The sequence below is a fragment of the Streptomyces sp. FH025 genome (genome assembly GCF_017427025.1).
In the GTDB taxonomy this organism is placed as follows: domain Bacteria; phylum Actinomycetota; class Actinomycetes; order Streptomycetales; family Streptomycetaceae; genus Kitasatospora.
The window spans coordinates 1-7,184 of the sequence record NZ_JAFLNG010000401.1 but is presented as its reverse complement, the minus strand read 5'-3'; the positions used below and the strand labels follow the sequence as shown (position 1 = coordinate 7,184).

The window sequence follows — 7,184 nt, the reverse complement described above, 5'->3', positions numbered from 1 at the left end:
GGAGGGACTCGGCGGCGTCCTGGTGCTCGTGGGCGAGGCCGGGATCGGCAAGACGCGGCTGCTGGACCACGCGGCGGCCCTGGCCGCCGGTGTGGAGCTGACGAGGCTGGTCGGTGTCGAAGCCGAACGACCCCTGGGCTACGGCGCGCTGCACCGGCTGCTGCGACCGCACCTGCACCGCCTCGACCGGCTTCCCGCCCGGCAGCGGGACGCGCTGAACGCGGCGTTCGGTCTGGCGGACGCGGCGGCGCCGGACCGGCACATGGTGGGTCTCGCGGCCTTGACCCTGCTGTCCGACGTGACATCGGAGCTGCCGATGCTCTGCCTGGTGGACGACGTCCACTGGCTCGACCGGGAGTCCGCCGAGACGCTGGCCTTCGTCGCCCGGCGGCTGCACGCCGACTCGCTGGGCCTGATCTTCGCCGCCAGGGACGGCCTCGACGGCCGCGGGCTGTTCGACGCCATGCCGCAGCTGCGGGTCGAGGGGCTGCCCGCCGCCGACGCCAGGGAGCTGCTCTCCCTCGCCGTGCCCGGCCACCTGGACACCGCGGTCGCGGACCGGATCGTGGCCGGTACCGGCGGCAATCCGCTGGCGCTGATCGAACTGGGCGCGCACCTGGGCGCCGAACAGCTGGCCGGGGTCACGCCGCTACCCGAGCCGCTGCCGGTGAGCAGGTTGTTGGAGGAGCACTTCCGGCAGTCGGTCGCCGCGCTGCCGCCGGACACCCGGACGCTGCTCCAGTTGATGGCCGCGGCTCCGACCGACGACATGGCGGTGGTCTGGCACGCGGCCGGCGTACTGGGTCTGCCGGCCCGCGCCGCCGTCGCCGCCGTCGACGCGGGGATCCTGAACCACGGGGCCGGCGGCGGGTTCCGGCACCCGCTCATCCGCGCGTCGGTCTACGCGGCGGCTTCCGCGGACGACCGGCGCCGGATCCACGCCGCGCTCGCGGCGGCCAGCGATCCGGCCCGGGTGCCCGACCGACGCGCCTGGCACCGGGCCGAGGCGGTCCTCGGCACCGACGACGCGGCGGCCGCGGACCTGGACGCCGCCTCGGACTGGGCCCGGGCCAGGGGCGGCTACTCCGCCCAGGCACTGTTCCTGTCGAAGGCAGCCGAACTCACCACCGACCCCGCCCGGCGCGCCGAGCGCTACCTCGCCGCCGCCCAGGTCCGCCTGGCCTCCGGTGACCACACCGCGGTGCTGCCGCTGCTCGACCTCGCCGTACCCGCCCTCGACCGTCCCGCCGCCCGGGCCCGCGCGCTGCGGATCCGGGCGACGGTCGAACTGTTCAACGTCCGGATCGCCCGGGTCCCGGCCATGGTGCTCGACGCCGTGGCCGAACTCGGCGACGCGGACCCGCGGACGACCCGGGAGCTGCTCTACGAGGCCGTGCACGCCGCCGTCATCGCCGGGGGCTCCGTCTACCGCACCACCTCGGCGGCCGTGGCCGCGGCCGTGACCGCCGCCCCACCCGAACCGGACGACCCGCCCTGGAGTCCCGGCGGGCTGATCGAGGGCCTGGCCCTGCGGCCGACCGGCAGCTACCGGAACAGCGTGACGACCCTCCGAACGGCTCTGGCCCGGCTCCGCTCGGCGGCCGAACTGCGCAACCTGGCCAGCCCGTTCAGCGTCGTGGTGAGCATCGCCGCGATCGAGGTGTGGGACATCGGGGCGTACACCGAGATCGTCGGCCGGCTGGCGGCCGAGGACCGCGCCCACGGAGCGCTCTACGCCCTCAGCCTGTCCCTGTCGGACCTCGCGTACACCGAGATCTGGAACGGACGGCTGGCCACGGCCGAAGCGCTCTACGCGGAGGCCGACGACTACGGCACCGCGATCGGGCTGACCACGCACGGCGACCTGCGCCGGGGCCTGCTGTACGCCTGGATGGGCCGGGAGGAGGAGGCGCGCGCCGCCGTGGCGACGATGACGGCCGTCGCCGGGACGCACGGAATGGGCCTGCTGCACCAACTGGCGCTGCACGCGCTCTGCATCCTCGAACTCGGCCTGGGGCGCTACGACGAAGCCCTGCGCCATGCGCTGGCGGTCTACCAGGAGGACGCGCCGGCACAGGGCAACCAGGTACTGCCGCTGCTCGTCGAGGCCGCCGTCCGCACCGGCGACCGGCACACGGCCGCCCTCGCACTGGAACGGCTGGAGGCACGGGCGCCACTGGCCGGAACGCCCTGGGCGCTGGGGCTGCTGGCCCGGTGCCGGGCCCTGGTCGCCGAGGACGCCGAGGCCGAGAAGTGGTACGCGGAGTCGATCGACCTGCTGGGGCGCGTTCCGCTGGCCGCCGAACAGGCCAGGTCGCGCCTGCTGTTCGGCGAATGGCTCCGGCGGCGCAAGCGCCGGGCCGAGGCCAGGACGCACCTGCGGGCCGCGCACGAGCTGTTCGCGGCCGGGGGTGCGGCGCTGTTCGCCGAACGGGCCCGGACCGAGCTGCTCGCCACCGGGGAGACCGCGCGCCGACGCGCGCCGGGGACCGGACTCGAACTCACCCCCCAGGAGCGGCAGGTGGCCCTGCTCGCGGTGTCGGGCCTGACCAACGCCGAGATCGCCTCCCGGCTCTACATCACCACCTCGACGGTCGAGTTCCACCTGACCAAGGTGTTCCGCAAGCTCGGCATCACCTCGCGACGGAAGATCGCCGCCGCCCTCGACCCGACCGGACTCGCCGACGGTCACCCGCTCCCGCGCTGAGGCAGAACCTCCGGGTCAGCCCCAGGCCTCGGCCGACCTCCCGCGGCTGAGCCGGTCGGCGGCGACCGAGCAGCCGGCGAGCAGCCCCGCGGCGGTCCACAGCGGGGCTGCCACGTCGGCGTGCCGCAGCAGCAGTCCGCCGCCGAGGGCGCCCGCGGCCATCGCCAGGATCGAGGCGACGCGCACTCCGCGGACGCGGGCGGTGGTCCGGTCGGCGAACAGGCCGGCGGTGGTCAGGGTGAGCACCGTCGTGGTCAGGTCGGGGACCGCCAGACGCCGCACGACGGCGTTCTGCATCCCCATCGCCACCGCGAGCAGGGCGACGAGGGCCAGCTGGACCGCTCGCCGCCCCGGGTCGGCGAGCGCCGCGAGCCCGGCGGCCACGAGGACGACGGCGCACTGCGCGGCGGTCGAGAGCGCCAGCAGTCGCCCGCGGTGCGTGGTGCTGCCGCCGACGTGGCGTCCGCCGAGGTACGCCCCGGCGCCGAAGGCCGCCACGGCCAGCAGCGTCGCGCTCCATGACACTCCCCCGACGCCGCTGACCGCGAAGCCGGAGAAGACGACGTTGCCGGTCATGTTCGCCACGAAGACGTGACCGAGCACCAGGTAGCTGACGGCGTCGACCACTCCGGTCGTCACCGTCAGGGCCAGCAGCAGCGCGGGCAGGGGCCCGTGGTTCCGGCTCTCAGGCATGGGTCGTTCTCCTTCCGCGTGGAGGGCGGCGGGACCGCGCGTCGGGCGTCAGGGTCGGCCGAGGAAGTCGAGCAGCATGGCGGTCAGTTCCTCGGGGTGCTCCTCGTAGATCCAGTGGCCGGAGTTCGGGATGGTCACGCCGGTGACGTCGGTCGCGTAGGCCTTGACCTGGTCGCCCTCGGCGCTGCCGAGGCTGCCCGAGGCGCCGATCGCGAGCACCGGCATGGGGAGCGGGGTCCGCTGGAACCGCGCGTCGTCGCGGATGTCCTGCGGGAACACCCGGAACCAGGCCAGGCTCGCCGCCAGGTGGGCGGGGTCGCGCAGGTAGTGCGCGAACACCCGGATGTCGTCCTGGCTCACCGCGCCCGGGACGCCCTCGAACCCGCCGATGAAGCCTGCGGTCCAGGCGACCTCACGGCCCCGGATCATGCTCTCCGGCAGGCCGTCGGTCAGGTTGAAGAACCCGAAGTTCCAGACCCCGGGCCCTTGTTCGGTCAGCGAGGGGATCCGGTAGATGCCCAGGTCCGGGATCGGCGCCTCGCTGAGGACCAGCTTCTTGACGGTGGCGGGGTACTGCGCGGCGTAGGAGTAGGCGACCATCGTGCCGATGTCGTGGCCGACGATCCGCACGTCCTGGTCCTTGCCGAGCGACCCCAGCAGCGCGTGCAGCTCGGCGGCCATCGTCTTCTTGTCGTAGCCCGAGGGCGGGGCGTCGCTCTGACCGGCGCCGGGCAGGTCCGGGGCGATGACCGTGTAGTCCTCGGCTAGGGCGGGCATGATGCCGTGCCACTCGTACCAGGTCTGCGGGTAGCCGTGGAGCAGCACCAGCGTCGGCCCGTGGCCGCCGATCACGTAGTGCAGGCCGATGCCGGCGACCCGGGTCCGGTGGCCGCTGAACCCTGCGGGTATCCGTTCACCGGCGGACGAGGCGGCGGAGACGGCGGAGACGGAGGAGGCGGAGGTGGGGGGCGCGGCGGCGCCGATCGCCGCCGTGCCGACGACGACGGCCAGGGCCAGGGCCGCGCCGAGCAGTCGGTGGTTGCTGCGGGATCCGGGCAGGGGGAATCTCACTCAACGCTCCAAGGCCGATGACGGGTGGCGGAGGATCGGCGGCCCCTGGTGGGGTGCCGGGGTCGGCGGACGTCGGTCGTGCCGCCGTCAGCGAGGTGGTCAGGCCTGTCGGCCCTGGCGCCGCAGCCAGGCCAGCACCGCGTCCGCGACCTCGCGCCAGCCGCTGTCGATGGTCAGCGAGTGCCCGCGGTCGGGGAAGGCCATGAACTCGGTGACCGCCTCGGAGTGCCGGTACTGCTTGAGCGTGGCGCGAGTGACCGTCTCCGGGACGGTGTGGTCCTTGCCGCCGGACACCAGCAGCAGCGGGCCGCGTCCGGAGTTGGCGGTGTCGACCTTGGCCGGCGAGTGGGGGCTGAAGTTCGCCGCGGCGGCCTCGAACAGCGGCTTGCCCGGTGCCGGGATGGTCCACCGCTCGAACAGCCCGTCGGACTCCTCCTCGCTCAGCGCGTTGCCGAACGCGAAGCGGAACTGCTCGGCGGTCAGGGACACCGCGCGGTGCTTGTTCGCCGGGTTCCTGAACACCGGCAGCGTCGACCGCAGCGCGGACAGTGGAAGCGGAAGGACACCCTTGATCTGGGCCGCGTCGATCGCGACGGCCGCCGCTGCCAGGTCCTGGCCGAGGAGCTTCTGGGCGATCATGCCGCCGAAGGAGTGGCCGATGAGGACCGGTGGCGCTCCCAGGCCGCGGATGATCGTCGCGTAGTGCTCGACGACGTCGTCGATGCCGTGGTCGGCGATGCTCTCCGGGTTCTGCCGGGCCTCCTCCACGGTGTCCGGGTCGCCGGGCCAGCCCGGCGCTGACGGGTCGTAGCCCTCGGTGCGGAAGAGGTCGACCCACGGCTGCCAGGAGGCGCTGTGCAGCCACAGGCCGTGGATGAAGAGGACGGGGACCGGGCTGGTCATGGTCGCGTGCCCTTTCTCGGGATCGGAATCCGGTGGTGCCGAACCGGGCCCGCCGGCGTGCCGGAGCGGGCCTCAGGGGCGGGAGCTGAACGGGCCTCAGGGGCGGGTGCTGAACGGGCCGAGGATCCCGGCGTCGATCCGGAGGGACTCCACCATGGCCGCTGCGTTCTCCAGCGTGAACACGTCGGCCGCGGCGAGGACGCCGGTGTACTTGGCGACCACCGGTGCGGCCGCCTGCGCCGCCACCGCGTCGAGGTAGGTCTTGAAGATCGCCCACGAGTTCCCCTGCGGGCCGTACTTCGCGAAGTACGGTGTGGGGTCCAGGTTCATCGAGGCCCGGGTGGAGGCTTCGAGGTCGGCCGTGTAGGCGCGCTGGAGGTCGCCGTCCGCGCGCACGCCCAGCCGGCCGAGGTGGCCGCCGACCAGGGTCCGCCACGGGTAGCCCATGGCGATGTCCTGCGCCCGCAGCCAGGCCGGGATGTCCTGGGAGACCGCGAGGTTCTTGAACGGCACCCAGCCCGGGTACAGGACGTCGACGACCATCAGGGTCCGGTGTTCCGGGGCGTGGATGAAGATGTTGTCCGGGCTGTGGTTGGGGCCGTGGTGGGCCAGCTCCAGGCGCTCGCCGCCGACCTCCAGCGTGTAGCGGTCCTCGAAGGTGACGGTCGGCGCGGGACGGTTCGGGTCGCCGTCGCGCAGCAGCAGGCGCCGGCATTCGGCGTGGCCGATCCGCACGACGTCCTCGCCGAGGATCGACGAGGCGCCCGCGTGGTCGGCGTGCGAGTGCGAGTAGACGAGGTGCGTGACCTGCGACGGCCGGCCGTTGGCCCGCGTCACGTCGGCGATCGCCCGCAGCAGGTTGTGCCCGATGGTCGGCGGGGCGTCGACCAGGACGACGCCTTCCCGGGTACTGAGGAACATCGCCTGGTAGTACCCGTCGGTGACCCAGTGGAGGTTCCCGTGGATCCGGCCGACGTAGTAGCCCGCGTCGTTGATCGCCGGCCCCTTCGCCGCGAGCGGGACCGGTGCGAAGTCGGGGAGGCCGGGGGTGCCGCTCGGGGCGGCCGCCGCCGTGCCGCCCAGGGCGGTGCCGGCGACGGCGACCGCGGGCAGCACGGCCGCCGTGCGCAGCAGAGCCCGGCGGTTCGCCGGGGCGTTCATCGGCTGGCTCATGGAGTGGCCTTTCGGAAGCGATGATTTGGTGACGTGATGTCAGATGCTTTTGGCGGAGCGGCGGAGCGGCGGAGCGGCGGACGGGCGGGCGGGCGGCGCCCGGATTCACTCGAAACAGGGGTCGGACATTCGGTCGGCGGCGTCCGCCCCGGCGGCGGCCCCGCGCCGGCGCCGCTGCTCCTCGGCGTCGGCGGCGGCCTGGCCCAGCAGCTCGGCCTGGCGCACGCCGTCGCCGACGCGGCGGAGGCCGGACTGGTAGCCGCCGAAGTGGGCGAGCGGACTCCAGGCGGGTTCGACCGGCGGAGCGGGCGCCGCGAGGCCCTCGAACTCGCCGACCGCGTGAACGATCCGGCCGCCGACCACGGTGACGGCGGCTTCGATGAGCGGGATGTCCTGCTCGGCGACGGTGAAGTAGTCGTCGGTGAGGATCGCGAGGTCGGCGAGGAAGCCCGGGCTCAGTCGACCCTTCACCTCCTGCTCGCCGGTGAGGCGGGCCCCGGCGGCGGTGTACATCTCCAGCGCGGTCTCCCGGCTGACGCGGTGTGCTGCCGAACGGGTGCGCAGACCGCCGACGGTGCGCCCGGAGACGAGCCAGTGCAGGGCCACCCAGGGGTTGTAGGTGGAGACCCGGGTCGCG

At 74.0% G+C, this 7,184-nt stretch carries 6 protein-coding genes; 1 reads left to right on the top strand and 5 read right to left on the bottom strand.

Annotated elements, in window-relative coordinates; all coding sequences use genetic code 11:
- Positions 1–2,707: LuxR C-terminal-related transcriptional regulator (locus J0670_RS24985; protein ID WP_207813910.1), on the top strand; the 2,707-nt coding region annotated here is incomplete at its 5' end.
- 15 nt (positions 2,708–2,722) lie between these two features.
- Here the strand turns inward: J0670_RS24985 and J0670_RS24980 are convergent.
- The 5 genes from J0670_RS24980 to J0670_RS24960 form a co-directional block, all read right to left on the bottom strand.
- Complete coding sequence (locus tag J0670_RS24980; RefSeq protein ID WP_207813909.1) at positions 2,723–3,400, bottom strand: YoaK family protein; 678 nt, start codon at positions 3,398–3,400, stop codon at positions 2,723–2,725.
- A gap of 48 nt (positions 3,401–3,448) precedes the next feature.
- Entirely contained in the window at positions 3,449–4,471 is a 1,023-nt protein-coding gene (locus tag J0670_RS24975; RefSeq protein WP_207813908.1) for an alpha/beta fold hydrolase, read from the bottom strand.
- A 99-nt stretch (positions 4,472–4,570) separates the two neighbouring features.
- On the bottom strand, positions 4,571–5,374 hold the full coding sequence (locus J0670_RS24970; protein ID WP_207813907.1) for a carboxylesterase: 804 nt from the start codon (positions 5,372–5,374) through the stop codon (positions 4,571–4,573).
- A 96-nt stretch (positions 5,375–5,470) separates the two neighbouring features.
- Complete coding sequence (locus J0670_RS40020) at positions 5,471–6,547, bottom strand: MBL fold metallo-hydrolase (RefSeq protein ID WP_207813906.1); 1,077 nt, start codon at positions 6,545–6,547, stop codon at positions 5,471–5,473.
- Positions 6,548–6,652: 105 nt separating this feature from the next.
- Positions 6,653–7,184 (bottom strand): amidohydrolase family protein (locus J0670_RS24960; RefSeq protein WP_207813905.1); only part of this gene is annotated, 532 nt, incomplete at its 5' end.

What these genes read in the sequence shown, in the direction of transcription:
- J0670_RS24980 (WP_207813909.1), bottom strand. Translation starts at nt 3,400, where the DNA reads ATGCCTGAGAGCCGGAACCACGGGCCCCTGCCCGCGCTGCTGCTGGCC.
- J0670_RS40020 (WP_207813906.1), bottom strand. Translation starts at nt 6,547, where the DNA reads ATGAGCCAGCCGATGAACGCCCCGGCGAACCGCCGGGCTCTGCTGCGC.
- J0670_RS24970 (WP_207813907.1), bottom strand. Translation starts at nt 5,374, where the DNA reads ATGACCAGCCCGGTCCCCGTCCTCTTCATCCACGGCCTGTGGCTGCAC.